14 protein-coding genes and 1 tRNA gene are annotated in these 20333 nt (G+C 66.7%); 11 read left to right on the forward strand and 4 right to left on the reverse strand.

Annotated features, from left to right (window positions below):
* Positions 1-132: 132 nt before the first annotated feature.
* From H5407_RS15095 to H5407_RS24690, 7 genes are all read left to right on the forward strand, one after another.
* Entirely contained in the window at positions 133-516 is a 384-nt protein-coding gene (locus H5407_RS15095) for a hypothetical protein (protein ID WP_255501259.1), read from the forward strand.
* A gap of 49 nt (positions 517-565) precedes the next feature.
* Entirely contained in the window at positions 566-928 is a 363-nt protein-coding gene (locus tag H5407_RS15100) for a response regulator (protein ID WP_183105291.1), read from the forward strand.
* A 26-nt stretch (positions 929-954) separates the two neighbouring features.
* Complete coding sequence (locus H5407_RS15105) at positions 955-3090, forward strand: chemotaxis protein CheA (protein WP_183105292.1); 2136 nt, start codon at positions 955-957, stop codon at positions 3088-3090.
* A gap of 42 nt (positions 3091-3132) precedes the next feature.
* Positions 3133-4923, forward strand: a complete 1791-nt coding sequence (locus H5407_RS24685; protein WP_183105293.1) for a methyl-accepting chemotaxis protein — start codon at positions 3133-3135, stop codon at positions 4921-4923.
* 47 nt (positions 4924-4970) lie between these two features.
* Entirely contained in the window at positions 4971-5501 is a 531-nt protein-coding gene (locus H5407_RS15115) for a chemotaxis protein CheW (protein ID WP_183105294.1), read from the forward strand.
* A gap of 95 nt (positions 5502-5596) precedes the next feature.
* Entirely contained in the window at positions 5597-7717 is a 2121-nt protein-coding gene (locus H5407_RS15120) for a methyl-accepting chemotaxis protein (RefSeq protein ID WP_183105295.1), read from the forward strand.
* A 174-nt stretch (positions 7718-7891) separates the two neighbouring features.
* Positions 7892-9895 (forward strand): methyl-accepting chemotaxis protein, encoded by a 2004-nt coding sequence (locus tag H5407_RS24690; RefSeq protein WP_183105296.1) that lies wholly within the window; start codon positions 7892-7894, stop codon positions 9893-9895.
* Positions 9896-10000: 105 nt separating this feature from the next.
* On the opposite strand, the gene H5407_RS15130 is transcribed toward H5407_RS24690, so the two are convergent.
* Positions 10001-12565: an ABC transporter permease gene (locus tag H5407_RS15130; RefSeq protein ID WP_183105297.1), complete on the reverse strand. Its 2565-nt coding sequence runs from the start codon at positions 12563-12565 to the stop codon at positions 10001-10003.
* A gap of 92 nt (positions 12566-12657) precedes the next feature.
* Here H5407_RS15130 and H5407_RS15135 point away from each other — a divergent pair, with 92 nt between their 5' ends.
* Both H5407_RS15135 and H5407_RS15140 read left to right on the forward strand, forming a co-directional pair.
* Entirely contained in the window at positions 12658-13512 is an 855-nt protein-coding gene (locus H5407_RS15135) for a dioxygenase (protein WP_183105298.1), read from the forward strand.
* Between the two features lie 66 nt (positions 13513-13578).
* Positions 13579-13652 (forward strand) — tRNA-Gly (locus H5407_RS15140).
* A 68-nt stretch (positions 13653-13720) separates the two neighbouring features.
* Here the strand turns inward: H5407_RS15140 and H5407_RS15145 are convergent.
* On the reverse strand, positions 13721-15211 hold the full coding sequence (locus tag H5407_RS15145) for an NAD-dependent succinate-semialdehyde dehydrogenase (RefSeq protein WP_183105299.1): 1491 nt from the start codon (positions 15209-15211) through the stop codon (positions 13721-13723).
* 163 nt (positions 15212-15374) lie between these two features.
* On the opposite strand from H5407_RS15145, the gene alaS reads away from it, so the two are divergent.
* Complete coding sequence (gene alaS, locus H5407_RS15150; protein WP_183105300.1) at positions 15375-18002, forward strand: alanine--tRNA ligase; 2628 nt, start codon at positions 15375-15377, stop codon at positions 18000-18002.
* Positions 18003-18132: 130 nt separating this feature from the next.
* Positions 18133-18720 carry a UPF0149 family protein gene (locus tag H5407_RS15155; protein ID WP_183105301.1) on the forward strand — a complete coding sequence of 196 codons (588 nt, stop codon included), beginning with the start codon at positions 18133-18135 and terminating at the stop codon, positions 18718-18720.
* Positions 18721-18808: 88 nt separating this feature from the next.
* On the opposite strand, the gene H5407_RS15160 is transcribed toward H5407_RS15155, so the two are convergent.
* A complete protein-coding gene (locus tag H5407_RS15160; RefSeq protein WP_183105302.1) occupies positions 18809-19294 on the reverse strand; it encodes an SET domain-containing protein in 486 nt (161 codons plus the stop codon).
* Between the two features lie 115 nt (positions 19295-19409).
* Positions 19410-19676 carry a hypothetical protein gene (locus H5407_RS15165; protein WP_183105303.1) on the reverse strand — a complete coding sequence of 89 codons (267 nt, stop codon included), beginning with the start codon at positions 19674-19676 and terminating at the stop codon, positions 19410-19412.
* Positions 19677-20333 lie beyond the last annotated feature (657 nt).

Genomic DNA, 20333 nt, shown 5'->3' on the forward strand with positions numbered 1-20333 from the left:
GCAAACGGCAGCTGCTGCAGAGACAAAACCCGTGGAGCCAAGATGCTGATGAATGACACCTCCGCCCCGGACTCGGGAATGGAATCGGGAATGCTTCCCCTCCTGGCCGCGGCAGAACTTCAGGATCACCTGATGACGGTGACCAACGATCTGGAGCGCCTGCAGCGCCTGCTGGACGACGCCGGAGAGTCGCTCTCCACCCATTTCTTCAGTGCTTCCAGCATCCTGCATGGCTTGCTTCGGCGCGCGGCCGAGCAGGCTGACGAGAGCGGCAGCGGCGAGCTGCACCGGGTCATGGAAGACATTGCCGGTGCCATCACCGCCCTGCAGTTCCAGGACATGGCCACCCAACTGATCGCCCACACAAGCCAGCGCCTGCGCAACTGCGCGGATCAGCTGGCGCGCGACACTTTTGGCGACGACGAGGACGGCACGACCGTCGTCGAGATCGCCCCCCTGCGCCCCAACCCCGTGACGCAGGACGAGATGGACGCGGGGTCCATTGAATTGTTTTAAGGATCGACTCGATCCAGTCGATATCAGCTAGTTACCCGGAGAGAAAGCGATGCACTCAATTCTTGCTGTGGACGATTCGGCCTCGATGCGCCAGATGGTCTCCTTCACGCTGAAGAACGCAGGATTCAACGTGGTGGAGGCGGTGGACGGGCAGGACGCCTGGGAGAAGTCCAGTACGCGCGATTTCGATCTGGTGCTCACCGATCAGAACATGCCTCGCATGGACGGCATCAGCCTGACCAAGAAGCTGCGCGACAACCCCAAGTTCAAGACCACGCCCATCCTGATCCTGACCACCGAGTCCAGCGACCAGATGAAGCAGGCCGGCCGCGCCGCGGGCGCCACCGGCTGGCTGGTCAAGCCGTTTGATCCGGCGAAGTTGATCGAAGTGATCGGCAAGGTGATCCGCTAAGGCCCGAGCAACGCCAGGAGTAAAGCATGGGAGAAATGACCTCCGAAGGCGCCAGCCTCAGTGCGGGCATCGACCTGAGCCAGTTCTATCAAGTCTTCTTTGAAGAGGCGAGTGAGAACCTCGACAACATGGAACAGCTGCTGCTGAACCTGAACATCGAGACGGCCGACGACGAGGAACTGAACGCCATTTTCCGCTGCGCCCACTCCATCAAGGGTGGCGCTGCGACGTTTGGCTTCAGCGATGTGGCAGAGCTGACGCATCAGATGGAGACGCTGCTGGACAAGCTGCGCCGCCACGAATTGCAGCCCACCTCTCAGATGGTGGACGTACTGCTGCAGTCCGGCGACGCCCTGCGCGAGCAGCTGGGCCGCCACCAGGGCTCCGGCGCCGCGCCCGTGGATACCAGCGAGCTGCTGCTGAGCATCAAGACCCTGGTCGATGGCGGCACTCTGGACGGCACCCAGGCCCCCAAGGCTGCGCCGGCAGCAACTGCCTCCGCGCCGGCGGCCGCAGCGCCCGCGCCGGCCAAGCCGGCGGGCCCGGTGGCGCGCCAGCTGGAGTTGAGGGTCGGCCCGCTGAACAACCCCGCACAGGCCGACAACCTGGTCGAGCTCTTCAAGGAGATCACCGATCTCGGCACCATCGAACCCCTGGACGGCGGCATTGCTGCCGATGGCATCCGTCGCTTCAAGGTGCTGACCACCAGCACCGACAACGACCTGCTGGACCTCTTCACCTTCCACGTGGCCCGTGAGCAGGTGCAGCTTTCGCCCCTTGGCGAAGGCTACGGTTTCCACGAGGGTGCGCCCGGCGCGCCGCTGGAAACCAAGAAGGAGGAAGACCCGGGCTACGGCTTCTTCGACGATGCGCCCGGCATGCCGGCCGCAGCGAGCACGGGCACCGAGGTCAAGGCGGTGGCCGAGGCCCCCAAGCCCGTGGCGACGGCAGCCCGCCCGGCGGCCAAGGTCGAGCCGCGAGCCGGTGGCGGCGGCATGGACCAGTCCACGCTTCGCGTCTCGGTCGAGAAGGTCGATCAGCTGATCAACCTGGTCGGCGAACTGGTCATCACCCAGGCCATGCTGGCGCAGAACTCGCGCAATGTGGACCCGGGCCTCTACCAGCAGCTGTCCTCGGGGCTGGCGGACCTGGAGCGCAACACCCGCGATCTGCAAGAGTCGGTGATGTCCATCCGCATGATTCCCATGTCGGTGGTCTTCAACCGCTTTCCCCGCATGCTGCGCGACCTGGCTGCCAAGCTGGGCAAGCGCGTCGAGCTGGTCACTCAGGGCGAGGCCACCGAACTGGACAAGGGCCTGGTGGAAAAGATCACCGATCCCCTCACCCACCTGGTCCGCAACAGCTGCGACCATGGCATCGAACTGCCGGCGGAGCGCCTGGCCAAGGGCAAGCCCGAGCACGGCACCATCACCCTGGTGGCCTCTCACCAGGGCGGCTCCATCGTGATCGAGGTCCGCGACGACGGCCGTGGGCTGAACCGCGAGAAGCTGATCAAGAAGGCCCGGGAGAAAGGCATCGATGCGCCCGATTCCCTCACCGACCAGGAAGTCTGGGGCCTGATCTTCGCGCCGGGCTTCTCCACGGCCGAGCAGGTGACAGACGTCTCCGGCCGCGGCGTGGGCATGGACGTGGTCAAGAAGAACATCACCCAGTTGGGCGGCACAGTGGAGATCGACTCCGCCGAAGGCTATGGCATGAAGGTCTCGGTGCGCCTGCCCCTGACCCTGGCCATCATGGACGGCATGAGCGTGGGCGTGGGCGAAGAGGTCTACATCCTGCCCCTGTCCTCCGTGGTCGAGTCCTTCCAGGTCCAGGCCGACACCATCAAGACGGTGGGCGGCTCCGGCCGGGTCGTGGAGGTGCGTGACGAATTCATGCCCGTGGTTGAGCTGGAGCAAGTCTTCAACGTGCCGCGCTTCGACTTCGAGCACGTCAGCTCCATCATGGTCGTCGTCGAGGCGGAGGGCGGCCGCGTCGCCCTGCTGGTCGATGAGCTGCTTGGCCAACAGCAGGTGGTGGTGAAGAACCTCGAAGCCAACTATCGCAAGGTCACCGATGTCTCCGGCGCCACCATCATGGGCGACGGGCGGGTGGCCCTGATCCTGGACGTGGGCAGCCTCGTCCGTCGTTCGCGTCATTGATTTTGAATGGGCCCCCACGCGGGGCCCCTGGGAGCATTTCTAATGAGCATGAGCTCGCTGCTGCGGCAGTTCAGCATCCGCCTGCGCATGATCGGCGCCATCGTGATGGTGCTGACCCTACTGCTGACCCTGGGCAGCGTGGGTCTGTATGGCATGAATTCCATGCGCAAGCAGTCCGACGACATCCTCCAGCGATCGGTCAACGATTCCACTGAGCTGACCAGTTTGGTCCATGCCCTGGGCGACATGCGTCGCCTCGAGAAGGACATGATCGTCAACTACGAGAAGCCGGACAACGTGAAGGCCCTGCGCCAGCGCTGGGAGCAGGCCCGCGACGAAGTGCTCAAGTTTGGCAAGGCGCTGCAGCGCGGCGCCGACACCGGGCCGCTGAGCCGCTTGCCCGCCGTGCTCGCAGACTACGACGCCAAGGCCAAGCCCGTGCTTCAGCAGCTGGAGGCCGGTGCCTATGACAACGCCGCCGTGGCCGACCGCATGCTGACCGGCGCCAAGGACCTGGCCACCGAGGCCGACAAGCTGGTGATGGACTACCAGGCCATCCTGCTCAGGGACTCGCACCAACTGCAGGAGACGGCCGCCAAGACCCAAGGCAATGTGCTGACGGTCTTCGTGATCGTGCTGATCGCCAGCGCCGTGGTGGTGGTGCCGCTGACCCTGCTGAACATGTACAGCATCTGCAAGCCCCTGGCCGAGGCCGAGGAGCTGGCCAGCGCCATCGCCAAGGGCGACCTGACCAACGACGACCGCCCCATCGAAGGCAAGGACGAGGCCTCCCACCTGCTGCACTCCCTGCAGCTGATGCAGAAGGCCCTGCAGGACTTGGTGGGTCAGCTGAGGACCTCGGCTGACCACATCCGCACCGCCTCGGTGGAGATCGCCAGCGGCAACCAGGATCTCTCCGGCCGCACCGAACAGACCGCCAGCAACCTGCAGCAGGCCGCCTCCTCCATGGTGCAGCTGACCGGCACGGTCAAGCAGACCGCGGACTCCGCCCGCACGGCCAACCAGTTGGCCAGCTCTGCATCCTCGGCCGCGGCCAAGGGCGGCGAGGTGGTGAGCCAGGTCGTCGCCACCATGGACGAGATCAACGTCAGCTCCAAGCGCATCGGCGACATCATCGGTGTCATCGATGGCATCGCCTTCCAGACCAACATCCTGGCGCTGAACGCGGCGGTCGAGGCCGCCCGGGCCGGCGAGCAAGGCCGAGGCTTCGCGGTGGTCGCCGGCGAGGTCCGCTCGCTCGCCCAGCGCAGCGCCGGCGCCGCCCGCGAGATCAAGACCCTGATCGGCGCCAGCGTCGAACGGGTGGAGACCGGCTCCAAGCTGGTCCAGGAAGCCGGCGAATCGATGACGGACATCGTCTCCAGCGTGCAACGCGTGACAGACATCATCGGCGAGATCACCGCCGCCGCCAGCGAGCAGAGCGACGGCATCGGCCAAGTGAACCAGTCCGTGGTAGAGCTGGACCAGATGACGCAGCAGAATGCGGCCCTGGTCGAGGAATCCGCCGCAGCCGCAGAAAGCCTTCGGGACCAGGCCGAGCAGTTGGCCCAGGCCGTGGGGCGCTTCAAGGTTACCGGTGGCGTCGATCTGTCCGCCTCGATCAGCAAGCCCCGTCGCAACACGAGTCCCACGGCCAGCGGCATCGCCGCCAAGCCGCGCACGAACGGCACGACCGCCCTGGCCAGCAGCGGCCCGGTCAAGCCCGCCGCAGCCGCCATGGCCCGCCCCGTCGGTGCAGCCCCTGCTGCGGCCAGGCCCGCAGCCGGCAAGCCCGTCGCCTCGCCCAGCGAAGGCGACTGGGAAACCTTCTGAGCCCTTGAGAACCCGTCAACACTCAATCAACCCCTGCTGAGGTCAACATGGAAATCGTCCAGCAATCGAATCAGGTCGTTCGCCATGAAGGCGGCGCCGTCGCAGTGAAGAACCATGGCCCGGCCAGCGGTGAGTACCTGACCTTCCGTCTGGGTGCTGAGGAATACGGCATCGACATCCTGAAGGTCCAGGAGATCCGCTCCTACGAGCCGCCCACCCGCATTGCCAATTCGCCGGACTTCATCAAAGGCGTGGTCAATCTGCGGGGCGTGATCGTGCCCATCGTTGACCTGCGCCTGAAACTGGGCTGCCCCACGGCCGAATACAACAGCTTCACCGTGGTCATCGTGCTGAACGTGAAGAGTCGCGTGGTCGGCGCCGTGGTGGACTCCGTGTCCGACGTGCTGGAGCTCTCGCGCGACGCCATCCGCCCAGCGCCCGAGCTCAATGCCAGTGCCGTCGATACCAGCTTCATCACAGGCATCGGCGCCGTCAGCGACCGCATGCTGATCCTGATGGACATCGAAGGCCTCATGAGCAGTGCAGACATGGGCCTGATGGACAGCCTGACCAGCTGAAGCCGGGCCTGTCGGGCAGCGGGAGAACACCCACCCCGCTGCCGGGATTCAGAGGTGGGAGGTGCACCTCGTTTTGAGAGTTGGGAGTTTCCGGAATGTCTAGCTCATCCACCTCCATCGCGCGCCGCGTGTCCATGGTGGGCGTCACGGCCATCGCTGCCATCCTGCTGGGCACCAGCGCCATCCTCAGCGTGCTGCTGACGCGGGTCGCCAACGACCGCACGATCGCGTGGGTCGGCGACAAGACCCAGACCCTCATTGATGCCCTTGATGCCATGGATGAGGTCGCCAAGACCATGGTGAAGCAGTCCTATGGCGCCTTCCGCCAGGAGTTCGGCCCGGTGTTCCAACTGGACGAGGCCACGGGCGACTTGCGCGACTGGGGCCCCAAGCTGAACGGCAACACCACGCAGGTCGATAAGTTCGCCGGCACCACCGGCGGCGCCGCCAGCGTATTTGCGGCCAAGGACGGCGACTTCGTCCGCATCACCAGCTCGCTCAAGACGGCCAGTGGCGAACGTTCCATCGGCCAGATGCTGGGCAAGGACCATCCTGCTTTCGCCTCCATGATGCAGGGCCAGCCCTTCGCCGGCCGCTCCGTGCTCAATGGCAAAGCCTTCATGGCCTACTACGACCCGATCAAGAACGAGGCCGGCAAGGTCATCGGCATCCTGGCCATTGCACTGGACATGGAAGGCTTCCAGAAGGCCATGGAGAAGATGGCCAAGGACTCCCACTTCTTCGAGACCGGCGGCACCTATGTGGTGGCCGTGGGCAAGGACGGCAAGGGGGGGCGCTTCCTGGCCCACCCAACGGCCAAGGGCAAGCCCGTGAGCGAGCTGTCGCCCGACATCGAGCCTTTCCTCGTCGAACTGGGCCAGACCAGCGACGGCTACATGTCCCGCACGCCCAATGTGCTGGGCGCCAGCGGCAGCTCCTACGTCGCGGTGCTCCGCAAGAATGACGCCGCCGGCTACTGGGTCGTGTCCCAGGTGTCCAGCAGCGAAGCGCTGGCCAGCCATTGGCGCACCATGGTGCCCTTCTGGATCATGCTGGGCGGCGCCACGGCAGCGCTCGGTTACGGCCTGTTCTGGATGATGCGCAACTGGGTCGCCCGGCCCCTCAGGGACCTGCGCGACGCCGTGCAGGCCATCGCCAGCGGCGACCTGACCAAGAGCGTTGACAACGCCCGCAATGACGAGATCGGCGACCTGATCCGCGACACCGAGTCCATGCGCCAGCGCCTGGCCGACACCATCGGCACGGTGCGCCATTCGGTGGACTCCATCGGCACGGCCAGTACCGAAATCGCCACGGGCAACCAGGACCTGAGCCACCGCACCGAGCAGACCGCGTCCAATCTACAAATCGCAGCCTCGTCGATGGAGGAGCTCACCTCCACCGTTCGCCAGACCGCCGACTCGGCCCGCACCGCCAACCAGTTGGTGGCGTCCGCCAACAGCGCAGCGGCCCGTGGCGGCCAGGTGGTGGGCCAGGTCGTGACGACCATGGACGAGATCAACAACAGCTCGCGCAAGATCAACGACATCATCGGCGTGATCGATGGCATTGCCTTCCAGACCAACATCCTGGCGCTGAATGCGGCCGTGGAAGCGGCTCGCGCGGGCGAGCAGGGCCGCGGCTTCGCCGTGGTGGCCGGAGAAGTGCGCAGTCTTGCACAGCGCAGCGCCGAGGCCGCCAAGGAGATCAAGGCCCTGATCGGCGCCTCGGTGGACCGGGTCGAGGCGGGCTCCCGCCTGGTGCAGGATGCCGGCCACTCCATGGAAGACATCGTCAACAGCGTCCAGCGGGTCTCGGACATCATTGCCGAGATCAGCGCCGCAGCCACCGAGCAAAGCGATGGCATTGGCCAGGTCAACCAGTCCGTGGTCCAGCTGGACCAGATGACGCAGCAGAACGCGGCCCTGGTCGAGGAGTCCGCTGCAGCCGCAGAGAGCCTCAAGGAACAGGCCCAGCGCCTGGTGGAGGCCGTGAGCGTGTTCCGGGTCAACGCCCACCACACGTCGGCGCCCAGCCCGGCGCCCCGGGCCGCTCAGCGCTCGCCGGCGGCACCGGCACCGATCAAGTCCACCCCGGTGAAGGCGGCCGCCAGCACCCCTCGCAAGCCCACCACTGCCAGCGCCGCTGACAGCCCCGCCCCCCGCCCCGCTCCCGCAGCCAAACCTGCGCACGACGGCGACTGGGAGACGTTCTGAACCGCGCCGGCCACATGGACCGGCGCTAGCAGCCTGGACCCCCCTGGTCCCGCCTGTTGACTCAAGCGGCAGGCCCCAAAGAAGGGCCGCCACGATCCGATCCCCTGTGGGAACGGATGACCAAGACGACGGAGCGGCCACCGCTTCGCGACGCAGAGCCAAGAAGGAGCGACGATGTTTGACTCAATCAAGACCCGGCTCATTGCCCTGGGTATTGCGGTGGTGGTGCTGTCCCTGACAGCCGCCACCGTTGCCAACTACATGACCGTCAAGTCGCACACCAATGCGCAGCAGCTCGCCGGTCTCGACCAGCTTGCGGCGGCCCGTGCCTCGGTGATCGCCCAATGGGTCCGCAGCCAGCGCGACATCGTAACGGCCATGCAGCCCGTCGCTGATCAGGCCGAGCCCGTGCCCTTCCTGGTGCAGGCCGCCAAATCCGGGCGCCTGGATGCAGCCTATGTGGGATTTGCCGACAAGCGCATCTCGTTCAACTCGCCCCAGAACCTGCCCGCGGGCTATGACCCGACCGGGCGCCCCTGGTATACGCAGGCCGCGGCTGCCAGCGGCCCGATTCTTACCGAACCCTATATGGACGCGGCCCGACAGCAGTTGGTGGTGACCTTCGCCAGCGCCGTCAAGGATGGCAGCGGCACCAAGGCCGTCGTGGCCTCGGACGTGTTCCTGGAAGATGTGGTGTCCACGGTGAAGGCCATCAAGCCCACGCCCAATGGCTTCGCCTTCCTGGTCGACAAGGACGGCAAGATCATCGCCCACCCCGACGGCAAGCTCTCGCTGAAGCCGTCCAGCACGCTGTCCCCCGCCCTGGATGGCAATGCGCTGAAGGCCGCGCAGGCAGCCGGTGGAGCCTGGGTGGAAGCCAGTGTCGGCGAGGGCACCTACCTGCTGCGTGGTGTGCCCATTGCAGAGACCAACTGGTCCCTGATCCTGGCAGCGGACAAGTCCGAAGCCCTGGCCTCCCTGAGTTCGCTGCTGCGGGCGGCCGCTGTGATCCTGATCATCATGGTGGCCCTGTCCGGCGCCGTCATCGCCGCGACCATCACCCGCGCCATGGGCGGCCTGGACCGCGTGCGTGCCGCGCTGGACGAGATCAGCGCCGGCGGCGGCGACCTCACCCAGCGCCTGCCCGAGCATGGCAATGACGAGATCGCCCGAATCGCGTCCTCATTCAACCTGTTCGCGAAAAAAATCCAGGACATCCTCATCGACGTCCGCTCGGCCAGCAACTCCATCTCCACGGCCTCCAGTGAGATTGCCGTCGGTGCCCAGGACCTCTCCCAGCGCACCGAGCAGACGGCCTCCAACCTGCAGCAGGCGGCCTCATCCATGGAGCAGCTGACCGGCACTGTGCGCCAGACGGCGGACGCCGCCACCACGGCCAACCAGTTGGCCTCCTCCGCCAGCGATGCGGCGGCCAAGGGCGGCGACGTGGTGTCCCAGGTGGTCTCCACGATGGAGGAGATCAACACCAGCTCCAAGAAGATCAACGACATCATCGGCGTGATCGATGGCATCGCCTTCCAGACCAACATCCTGGCGCTGAATGCGGCCGTGGAAGCGGCTCGCGCGGGTGAGCAGGGCCGCGGCTTCGCCGTCGTGGCCTCGGAAGTGCGCAGCCTGGCCCAGCGCAGTGCCGAGGCGGCCAAGGAGATCAAGGCCCTGATCGGCGCCTCCGTGGACCGCGTGGAAGCCGGCTCGCGCCTGGTTCAGGCAGCCGGGTCCTCCATGACCGACATCGTCTCCAGCGTCCAGCGCGTGACCGACATCATCGGCGAGATCACCGCGGCAGCAGCCGAGCAGAGCCAGGGCATCGGCCAGGTCAATGGCGCGGTGGTCCAGCTCGACCAGATGACGCAGCAGAACGCCGCGCTGGTGGAGGAATCCGCCGCAGCGGCCGAGAGCCTCAAGGACCAGGCCCTGCGCCTGACCGAGGTGGTGTCCGTGTTCCGCCTGGGCGAGGAGGAACGCCAGCTCAAGGCCTACACCGCCAAGCCGCGCAAGAGCACGAGCCCGGCCCCCAGCGCCCCCAGCCCGGTCGCCGCTCGCCCGGCTCCGCGCCCCATGGCAACACCGGCCCCCACGCCCGTGGCCAGCCCCGCACCCAAGGCCGCCAGCCCCGCACCCAAGGCGGACGGCGACGACGATTGGCAGTCCTTCTGATCTCCGCCTGAATCCTGCGCCAGTCTCCTGGCAAGGCTAATTGCAGAAAGCCCCCGTTGCCTCGCGGCGCGGGGGCTTTTTACTTCAGCGCCGCGGTTCGGCGCCTCAGGTGATGTCCTGCAAGCGCAGGCTCTGCATGACCGGCTTCTGCAGCACGCCGCGCAGGCCCCACCAGCCAGCCAGCCAGGCAAGAAGCGCACCTGCCAGGCCGCTGGCGGGAATCAGCCAGGGATTGAGCGTCCAGCTGAACTCGAAGACCCGGGCCGCCAGCACTGCGCCGATCAACAGGGCCGCGCCGCCCGCCAGCACGCCGGCCAGCAGCCCCAGGCCCAGCAGCTCGGCGCTCTGGACCCGGCCCAGCAGACGCGAGCCCGCGCCCATGGCCCGCATCAGCGCGAACTCGCGCATGCGGGCCTCGCGGGTGCTGCTCACTGCCGTCAGCAGCACGATCAGGCCAACAGCCAGCGTGAAGGCGAACAGCACCTGCACCGCGGAGGCAACCTGATCCAGCACCTGCTGGACCTGGTCGAGCTGCGCGCGAACATCCACCGCCGTGATGTTGGGGAAGTCACGGGCCAGCTGCTTGTCCAGGGCTTTGGCATTGGCGGGCGCGCGGAAAGCCGTGATGTAGCTGCGGGGCAGGTCCGCCATCTCCCGCCGCGGGAAGAGAACAAAGAAATTCACCCGCATGGAGGACCAATCCAGCTTGCGTATCGTGGTGATGCGGGCCTCGACGACCTGCCCGGCCACATCGAAACGCAGGCGGTCGCCCAGCTTCAGGCCCAGGTCACGCGCGATGCCCTGCTCCACACTCAGACCGTCCTGCTCATCGGCCACCCAACGGCCCTCGGCCAGTTGGTTGTGCACGGGCAGGGTTTCGCTGTGGCTCAGGTTGAATTCGCGCTCCACCAGGCGTTGCGTGCGCTCCACCTTGAACTGCTCGGGCTTGATCTCGGCTCCGTTGATGGCGACTAGGCGGCCTCGGATCATGGGGTACCAGTCGAAGCCCTTCACGCCAGCGCTGTCCAGGCTGCGCCTGAAGGCCTCGCCCTGCTCGGGCTGGATGTTGATCACGAAGCGGTCCGGCGCCTCCTTGGGCGTAGCGGCGCGCCAGCTGTTGATCAGGTCGGTGCGCAAGAGCAGCAGCAGGGCCAGGGCGAGCAGGCCGATGCCCAGGGCGGAGACCTGCACCACGGCGAACACCGGTCGCGCGCTGAGCTGCCGCGTGGCCAGCGCCAGCCAGCGTGGCGCGCCGGCCTGGGGTACCGCGCGCCGCAGGATCCGCAGCACCAGCCACGCGCCCAGTGCAAAGACGGCCAGGGCCAGCGCAAATCCGCCGGCCGTGCCCAGGCCCAGTTTCCAGTCGCCGGCCACCAGGGCCAGCAGCCCCGCGAAGCCCAGCAGGCCTGCCAGCAAGACCAGGCCCGAGGCCATGCGCACGCCGCCCAGGTCCCGCCGGATCACACGCAGGGGCGGCACCGAGGCCAGTTGCAGCACCGGCCCCAGGCCGAAGCCCATCATCAGGCTCAGGCCCAGACCGAGCCCGCCTACCGCCGTGGCCCCGCCCGGCGGCGGCAGGCTCACGGACATCAGCCCGGCCAGCAGGCGCACGAAGACCTCGTGCAGCAGCAGCCCGCCCAGCACGCCCACCGCGCTGGCCAGCAGCCCCGCGAAGCCGAACTCCAGCACATGGATGCGCGCGATCCTCGATTGGGACTGGCCCAGCACGCGCAGCATGGCGCAGTCGTCCAGATGGCGCAGCGCGAAATCGCGCGAGGCCAGGCTGATGGCGACTGCTGCGAGCAGCGCAGCCAGCATGGCCACCAGGCGAAGGAAGAGGCTGGCACGGTCCAGGGTCTGGCGCATCTCGGGGCGTCCGGTCTCCAGGTTCTCCAGGCGCAGGCCGCGCCAGCCCTGGCGCTCGACCAGGGCGCTCGCCTCCTTCATGAAACGCGCCGCAGCCTGGGGGTCGGCAGATGGGCTTAGCACAGCCATCCGGTAGGTGACGCGGCTGCTGGGCTGGACCAGGCCGGTGGCTGCCAGGTCGGCCTCGTTGAGCATCAGCCGTGGCGCGAAGCTGAGGAAACCCGCGCCACGGTCTGGTTCGTTGAGGATCACCCCTGCCACCTTCAGCCGACAGTCCCCCAGCAACAGGCTGGCGCCCAAGCTCAGGTCCAGCGCGTCGAGCACCGGGGCGTCCACCCACACCTCGCCGGGTGCCGGTGCGCCCACGCGGCGGCCGTCCATGAGCAAGACCTGACCCCGAAGCGGATAGCTGGCGGACACCGCCTTGACCGTCACCAGGCGCGTGCTCCCGCCCTCGGCCCGCGCCATGCTGGGGAAGGTGACGCTGTGCATGCGCTGCAACTGCATCTGCTGGGCCAGCGCCTGGAGCTCGGGCGCCATGGGATGGTCCGAGGCCACCAGCGCATCGCCGCCCAGCAGCTGCGCGGCATCGCGCCGCAGCCCGGCCTCCATGCGTTCGGAAAGAAAGCCGACGGCCGTCACCGCGGCCACTGCAAGCACCAGGGCAAGGCTCAGCATGCGCAGCTCGCCGGCCCGCCAGTCCCGCAGCAGCTGGCGCCAGGCCAGCACGAGGACCGAGGGTGGGCGGGGTCGTTCTACAGGCGCAGCAGACGGGCGGCGCTCCGAGGCGGAGGAGGTATCCATGCCGCACTGTAAGGGCGGATGTCCAATGCTTTTGAACCCTGCGTGCAAGTCCCCGCAGCCCTGTGCGGCGAACGCTCTGCTGCAATGCATCCATGACCACCGCCACTGCCATCGCCCCGCTCTTCCTGTCACACGGTTCACCGATGACGGCCCTGGAGCCCGGCGCTGCGGGCCTGTTCATGCAGGCCCTGGGGCGCCTGCTCCTGAAGACCGCCGAGGCCCGCCCCCAAGCCATCCTGGCCCTGTCTGCGCACAGCCTGGCGCAGCACCCCACCTTGTTCGTGGCGCAGCGCCAGCATGCCGTCCATGACTTCGCCGGTTTCGACCCGGCGCTGTATCAGCTGCACTACGACGCCCCTGGTGCACCAGGCCTGGCCGCTGAGCTGCAGGCCAGCCTGCCTGCGCTGCTTCAGGCGCAGGCCATGGCCGGTCTGGACCACGGCATCTGGGCGCCGCTGCGCTACATGGTCCCCCAGGCGGACGTCCCCGTGCTGCCGCTGGGCTTCTCACCCCGGGCCAGCCCGGCCCATCTGTGGGCGCTTGGGCGTGCCCTGGCCCCCTGGGCTGAGCGGGGCGTGCAGATCCTGGCCAGTGGCAGCATCACCCACAACCTGCGCCGCGTCTTCCAGGGCGGCAGCGCCGTCGATGCGCCGGAAATCGCAGAATCCAAGGCCTTTCGCCACTGGTGGGCGATGCAGGCCGCGGCCTCGAACTGGCCCGCGCTGCTGGACTACCGCCGCCAAGCGCCGCATGCCATCGACATGCACCCGACCGACGAGCACCTGCTCCCCTGGTTCGTTGCAGCCGGCGCGGGCGGCCCGGCGGCGCCAGCGCTGCGCATCCATGAGAGTGTGACCTATGGCTGCCTGGGCATGGACGCCTATGCCTTTGGCCCGCAGGCCCCGGCGCTGGCAGAGGCCTTGTCCATTACACGCCAGGTCCGCTGAGCAATGCCGAACCTGCCTATAATCCGCGCCAGCCCCACGCCCCCTGCGCGCTGGCGCCACACCTCAGCGGGTGTAGTTCAATGGTAGAACGCTAGCTTCCCAAGCTCGATACGTGGGTTCGATTCCCATCACCCGCTCCACCCCCTGTCCTTGGCCCTCAGGCGCAATTCGACAAGGGTCCGCGAGCGAGCCTGTGGATTCAGCGAACTCAGCGCTGGATGTCACCCAGGCAGAGGTACTTCACTTCCACGTAGTCATCGATGCCCTGGTGGGCGCCTTCACGACCTAGGCCAGACTGCTTGACTCCGCCGAAGGGCACCTCGGCCGTCGAGATCAGGCCGGCGTTGACGCCGACCATGCCGTACTCCAGCGCCTCGCCCACTCGAAATACGCGCCCGATGTCACGGCTGTAGAAGTAGCTCGCGAGCCCGAACTCAGTGGCATTGGCCGCCTCGATGACCTCGGCCTCGGTGTCGAAGCAGAACACGGGGGCCACGGGGCCGAAGGTCTCCTCGCGGGCGCAGAGCATGTCGGCCCGCACATCGGCCAGCAAGGTGGGGGCGTAGAACTGGCCGGACCCCAGGCCCTCGGCACGGTAGCCGCCGGCGAGCAATCGGGCGCCCTTGGCCAGGGCATCCGCGACATGACTCTCCACCTTGGCGACCGCATCCGCATCGATCAGCGGGCCCACGTTGACGCCGGCTTCGAAGCCATTGCCGACCTTCAACTCGGCCACCTTGGCAGCCAGCTTCTCCACGAAGGCGTCATAGACGCCGCGCTGCACATAAAGCCGGTTGGCGCAGACGCAGGTCTGGCCGGCATTGCGGTACTTGCTGGCCATGGCGCCTTCCACGGCGGCATCGAGGTCGGCATCATCGAAGACGATGAAGGGCGCATTGCCACCCAGCTCCAACGACAGCTTCTTGACCGTGGCCGCACACTGGCGCATCAGGACGCGGCCCACCTCGGTGGAGCCGGTGAAAGACAGATGGCGCACCACGTCGCTCTGGCACAGCACCTGGCCGATCTCGATGGAGCCCTGGGCATCGGATGTCAGCACATTGAGCACGCCGGCAGGCAGGCCGGCACGCTGAGCCAACTCGGCCACGGCCAGGGCCGACAGGGGCGTGGCCTCGGCCGGCTTGATCACGACGGTGCAGCCAGCAGCCAGCGCGGGGGCCACCTTGCGGGTGATCATCGCGATAGGGAAGTTCCAGGGTGTGATGGCCGCGCATACGCCCATGGCTTGCTTGATGACGAGATAGCGCTTGTTGTTGTCCGTTGTGGGAATGGTCTCGCCGTAGATGCGCTTGCCCTCCTCGGCGAACCACTCCAGGAAGCTGGCGCCATACACCACCTCGCCCCGCGCCTCGGCCAGGGGCTTGCCCTGCTCGGCCGTCATGATGCGGGCCAGGTCATCCGCATGGCGCAGCATCAACTGGTGCCAGCGCATGAGGATGGCGGCGCGCTCCTTGGCCGTCTTGCTGCGCCAAGCCGGCCAGGCGGCGCTGGCCGCCGCGATGGCGGACTCAGCCTCGGCCGCGCCCAGGCGGGACACCTCGGCCAGCAACTGACCGGTAGCCGGGTCGTTCACTGGAAACCGTGCCTCGCCGCCAACCCACTCGCCGTTGATCAGGCCCTGTTGGCGCAACAGGCTCGCGTCGTCCAGGGCGGCCAGGGCGGAGGTCTTGTTGTCCATTGAAAACTCCGGGAATGGGGGGTGTGGAGACAGCACTCTACCCCGGCCGCAAAGCCACCTCGGGCAATGCCGGCCCCTATAATCAAAAATCCCCAAAAATCAAGTATTTACCGCGTCGCCGACGCCCTTGCCCCGGGCTCACGCCCGCAATGAAAGTGGCCGCATGAAAGCAGCAGACATTCGCCAGACCTTTCTGAAGTTCTTCGAATCCAAGGGACACCAGATCGTCGCCTCCAGCCCCGTGGTGCCGGGGGACGACCCCACCCTGCTGTTCACCAACGCGGGCATGAACCAGTTCAAGGACGTGTTCCTTGGCTTCGACAAGCGCCCCTACAGCCGCGCCACCACGGCCCAGAAGTGCATCCGCGCTGGCGGCAAGCACAATGACCTCGACAACGTCGGCTACACCGCCCGCCATCACACCTTCTTCGAGATGCTGGGCAACTTCAGCTTTGGCGACTACTTCAAGAAGGACGCCATCAGCTATGCCTGGGAACTGCTGACCCAGCACTACAGGCTGCCGGCCGAGAAGCTGTGGGTGACCGTCTACTCCGAAGACGACGAGGCCTACGAGATCTGGAACAAGGTGGTGGGCGTGCCCGCCGAGCGCATCGTGCGCATCGGCGACAACAAGGGCGGCCGCTACATGTCCGATAACTTCTGGATGATGGGCGACACCGGCCCCTGCGGCCCCTGCACCGAAATCTTCTTCGACCATGGCCCGGACGTGGCCGGCGGTCCTCCGGGCAGCCCCGACGAAGACGGCGACCGCTACATCGAGATCTGGAACAACGTGTTCATGCAGTTCAACCGGACCGAGGACGGCGTGATGCACCCGCTGCCCAAGCCCTCGGTGGACACGGGCATGGGCCTGGAGCGCATCGCCGCCGTGCTGCAGCATGTGCACTCGAACTACGAGATCGACACCTTCGCGGCCCTGCTGGCCGCGGCCAAGGCAGCCGTCGATGGTGCTGGCGCCGGCGACTGCGACAAGGGCAGCGCCTCGCTCAAGGTGATTGCCGACCACATCCGCGCCTGCAGCTTCACCGTTGTGGACGGCGTGATCCCTGGCAACGAAGGTCGCGGCTACGTGCTGCGCCGCATCGCCCGCCGTGCCATCCGCCACGGCTACAAGCTGGGCGCCCGCACCCCTTTCTTCCACAAGATCGTGGTCGAGTTGGTGAAGCAGATGGGTGAGGCCTATCCTGAGCTGCGCCAGGCCGAGGCTCGCGTGACCGATGTGCTGCGCCAGGAGGAGGAGCGCTTCTTCCAGACCATCGCCAACGGCATGGAGATCCTGGAAAGCGCCCTGGCCAAGGGCGACAAGCAGCTGGATGGCGAGACCGCCTTCAAGCTGCATGACACCTATGGTTTCCCGGTGGACCTGACCGCCGACGTCTGCCGCGAGCGCGGCGTGACCGTGGACCAGGCCGGCTTCGACGCCGCCATGAACAAGCAGCGCGAGCAAGCCCGTGCTGCCGGCAAGTTCAAGATGGCCCAGGGACTGGAATACACCGGGCCGGCCACCACCTTCCACGGTTATGAGCATCTGGTCTGCGAGACCAGCAAGGTCACTGCCGTGTATGTGGACGGCGTCTCTGTGCAGGAGGCCAAGGCAGGCGACGACGCCGTGATCGTGCTGGACCACACCCCCTTCTATGCCGAAAGCGGCGGCCAGGTGGGTGACAGCGGAGAGCTGCGCAACGCCGGCACCCGCGTGCTCGTGGAAGACACGATCAAGATCCAGGCCGATGTGTTCGGCCACCACGGCCGTGTCATGGAAGGCTCGGTCAAGGTCGGTGACGGCTTCAAGGCCCAAGTCAACGCAGAGGCTCGTGGCAAGACCGTGCGCAACCACAGCGCCACCCACCTGATGCACAAGGCCTTGCGCGAAGTGCTGGGCGCCCATGTGCAGCAGAAGGGCTCGCTGGTCAATGCCGAACGCACCCGCTTTGACTTTGCCCACAACGCCCCAATGACGGCCGAGGAGATCCGCAAGGTCGAGGCCATCGTCAATGCCGAGATCCTGGCCAATGCCGGAGCCAAGGCCGAGGTGATGGCCCTGGACGATGCACAAAAGAGCGGCGCCATGATGCTGTTCGGCGAGAAGTACGGCGAGACCGTGCGCGTACTGAGCATCGGCAGCTCCAAGGAACTGTGCGGAGGCACCCATGTGAAGGCCACCGGTGATATCGGCCTGTTCAAGATCGTGGCCGAAGGCGGGGTCGCCGCCGGCGTGCGTCGCGTCGAGGCTGTGACGGGCGACAACGCCCTCGCCTACCTGCAGTCCTTGGAAGACACCGTGAACAGCTTGGCCGGCAGCCTGAAGGCCGCACCGGCCGAGCTGGAGCATCGCGTGGCTGGCGTCCTGGACCAGGTGCGTGCGCTGGAAAAGGAACTGGCTGCCGCCAAGAGCAAGCTGGCCTCCGCTCAGGGCGACGAACTGCTGAGCCAGGCCGTGGCCGTCAAGGGGCTCAAGGTGCTGGCAGCCACGCTGGTTGGCGCCGATGCCAAGACCCTGCGCGAAACCATGGACAAGCTCAAGGACAAGCTCAGAACTGCCGCCATCGTGTTGGCTGCCGTCGATGGGGACAAGGTGCAGCTGGCCGCGGGCGTGACCAGCGACAGCACCGGCAAGGTGAAGGCCGGTGAACTGGTCAACTACGTGGCCCAGCAGGTCGGCGGCAAGGGCGGCGGCAAGCCCGACATGGCGATGGCCGGCGGCACCGATGCCCGCGCCCTGCCCGCGGCCCTGGCCAGCGTGCACGCCTGGGTGGCCGAGCGCCTCTGAGCACCGGACTGATGCATCATGGGGCCTCCATCGAGGCCCCTTTTTCTTTTCCGGCAGGCGGGTGGCGACGCCAGCCTGCCGGGCTAAGGGCTGGAGCCATACCCGCCCCGCCGACGAGGAGTCCTTTCCCGTGCAAGAACGTCTGATGCAGCTTCTCGCCCAGCTTCCGCCCCGTGCCCGTCGCACCGCGACGCCGCTGTCGCCCGATCATCTGGACGGCCACCTCTGCGCGGGCCTCTGCCTGCACACCGCGGAGGAGCCGGTCGCCGTACTGGACGCCTACTGGGGCCAGGAATGGGCCGACGCACTGGTGGAGCAGGAGCTCCTGGACGAGTTCATGGCATGGGTGGACGAACGGTGGCAGGCCCTGCTGGAAGCCTTGGACACGGTGCAGTTGCAGCGAGACCCAGATGCGCTGCCATTGGCCGAGGCCCTACCCTGGGCAAGGGAGCGGCCGGACTCACGCCAAGCGCCCGGGGGAATGCCCGCGGCCGCACGCGCTTGGGCGGAAGGATTCCTCAGCCAGAGCCATGCTGGGGCGGGCCCTGAAGCCGATTCTGAATTGCTGAGCGTGATCGCCGCCCTGACCATGGGGGACGGACCAAGCCTGCAGGCCTATCTGCAGGAGGCCTATGACAGGCCACAAGAGATCTGCCCAGCAGCCCTCATCGACGACGCCTTGTTCGCTGCACAGGACTTGCGCCGGGCCACTCGCTAAAGTTGCATCACAGGCGCCAGGCACAAGCCAGGCCCGAGCGGAGCCCCCTCTGGGTCAGTCTGCCGAGCTGACGACGGAGAGCCTCCTTTTAGAGGCGACCCTTGCAGTTAGGCGCCCCGCAGGCGCAGCGCAGGCGGCCCTCATGGTGGCTCTCGCCATAGTCGGCGGTAAGCTCCTCACCGGGCTCGATATCCCGAATGGCATAGAACTCAGCGCGCCCTTGGCGAATGCGCAGCACCGCATTCGGCAGGCAGGAGTGATTGATGTAGCGTAGCGGGCCATCGGACTCCGTAGCGTCGATGGCACGACGCTCGCTCACCTCCACCATATGGATGCGTGCCCGGCCCTTAATCCGTCGCCGGGCCTCCGCCACTGAAATCAGCTCTCCACGCATCTCGCCAATTTTTCGACGAGCGGGGATGGGCTCTGCGGCAAAGACGCCGTGCCCATCAATACGCGAGGGCTGCACGCTCACCAGGTATTTTTCGGCCGCTTGAGGACCAGCAGGCGCCTTGCTGCCGGGGGCGATCGATTTGGCAGGTTCCGGCGCGGCAATGGAGACAAGCTTGGGCATCAAGACAGGGCAGGCAAAGACAATGCTCCGCACTGTAACGCGGTCCTGGATGGCTGATCAGGACCTTTCAGCTGCAGCTGGCAATTCCATCTGCAGGGCTGACGATGGGGTCGAGTCAGCTAGGGCGGCTACCGCTGCGCAGTTGTCCAGCGACCTGGGTGGGGGTCTCGTCCATGCGCAAGCCATCGACACTGACCTTGGGCAGACGCTCGATCGGGCCCTGAGCCGGCCCGGCCTTGCCGCCATTGTCCACGGAACGCTTGCCGGTGAGGACCAGGCGCGTCAGCTTGACGACCTCGCTGGCATCCGCCCGCTCAGCGGGAATGAACAGGCTCACAGCCAGCATGCATGCAGCGGCCATCACCGCACCTTTGCGGCTCACGCGTTCAGCTTGCTGCACTTGCTTCATGATCCCACCAGCCCTGTCAGATTGTGTAGACACAGTATCTGAAGTCATGGCCCCTGCCGCCAGCCCTAAGCGACGAAGCGCCGTCCTTGCAGAGTGACCTGCGGCCTTGTCGGATGAAACGCTTGGAAGGCCGATGAAATGCGAGTCACTCATGCCTGGGACAAGCCTGGCACGAGGGTGAGATGCAGCAGGACGCATCAGCCTGCGCTCCAGGGGCACGCCCACCTGCATGCGACGGAAACCGCCAGCGCAGCACCGGCTGCCAGTCCATTTTGACCAGACAAGCTCAGACGTAGCGGAACGCCTGACCGTGCGTTAGCTCATCCCCGCGTGAGCTAGGCAGACGCATCGCTCGGGTGGCAGCGCGATGGCGCGCGACTCCGGATCTCGCAGGATGCCCTTGGGGCAATACCAGCAGGAGCTCGGATCCTCTGCCGGCCGGGGCCAGCGACAGGATGCTCTAAGCGGCTGCCCCGTCCTGCTGATGCCCCGAAATTCAAGCCAGAGGTGATTTCTGGAATCCCAAAAGCAAAACCCCCGATCCTTGCGGGACCGGGGGTTTGGCGGGATATTAGCCTGACGATGACCTACTTTCACACGGGAATCCGCACTATCATCGGCGCTGACTCG

The sequence above is a fragment of the Mitsuaria sp. WAJ17 genome (assembly GCF_014174515.1).
Lineage (GTDB): Bacteria > Pseudomonadota > Gammaproteobacteria > Burkholderiales > Burkholderiaceae_C > Roseateles_B.